This window comes from Providencia rustigianii DSM 4541 (genome assembly GCF_000156395.1).
In the GTDB taxonomy this organism is placed as follows: domain Bacteria; phylum Pseudomonadota; class Gammaproteobacteria; order Enterobacterales; family Enterobacteriaceae; genus Providencia; species Providencia rustigianii.
In genome coordinates this window covers 3241-3647 of sequence record NZ_GG703828.1, presented here as the reverse complement: position 1 = coordinate 3647, position 407 = coordinate 3241, and the positions used below count along the sequence as shown (strand labels likewise).

At 44.0% G+C, this 407-nt stretch carries 2 protein-coding genes; both read left to right on the top strand.

Features of this window, described 5'->3' with window-relative positions; translation table 11 throughout:
• Window positions 1-175, top strand: a 175-nt coding sequence (locus PROVRUST_RS20425) for a phage tail protein (protein WP_006816472.1), incomplete at its 5' end; no start/stop codon positions are given.
• The coding region (locus tag PROVRUST_RS18625; RefSeq protein WP_006816471.1) for a phage virion morphogenesis protein at window positions 172-407 on the top strand (236 nt) is incomplete at its 3' end. The genes PROVRUST_RS20425 and PROVRUST_RS18625, both read left to right, overlap by 4 nt.

Below are 407 nucleotides of genomic sequence, written 5' to 3'. Positions count from 1 at the left end.
GCGATATCAAGATTTTAAGTTTGAAGCTGTTATTTTAGATAATGAAACCGCGGATATTAGTATCGACCTAAATCTTACGGAGCGAGTGTTAGCCATCGATAACGAGGGAAAATGGGTTGTTGAGTCTATTTCTGAGCCGGCAAATCCATTCGATGAATGGAAAACAGAGCGATGAGTGACGATACATTACGTAAGCTTGATAGCGAGTTAGGCGCTTTAATCAGCCGTATGTCTGCAAATCAGCGCCGACAGCTGGCTAAAGAAATCACACGTGACTTGCGCCGATCTCAAATAAAGCGCATCCAGCAACAAAAAAATCCAGACGGTAGTGCGTACACAAAAAGAAAAGCCAGCTTTGTCACGGTGCAGCGTGAAATTCAATTCATGTGGCGAGGTCAGAAGCGTAC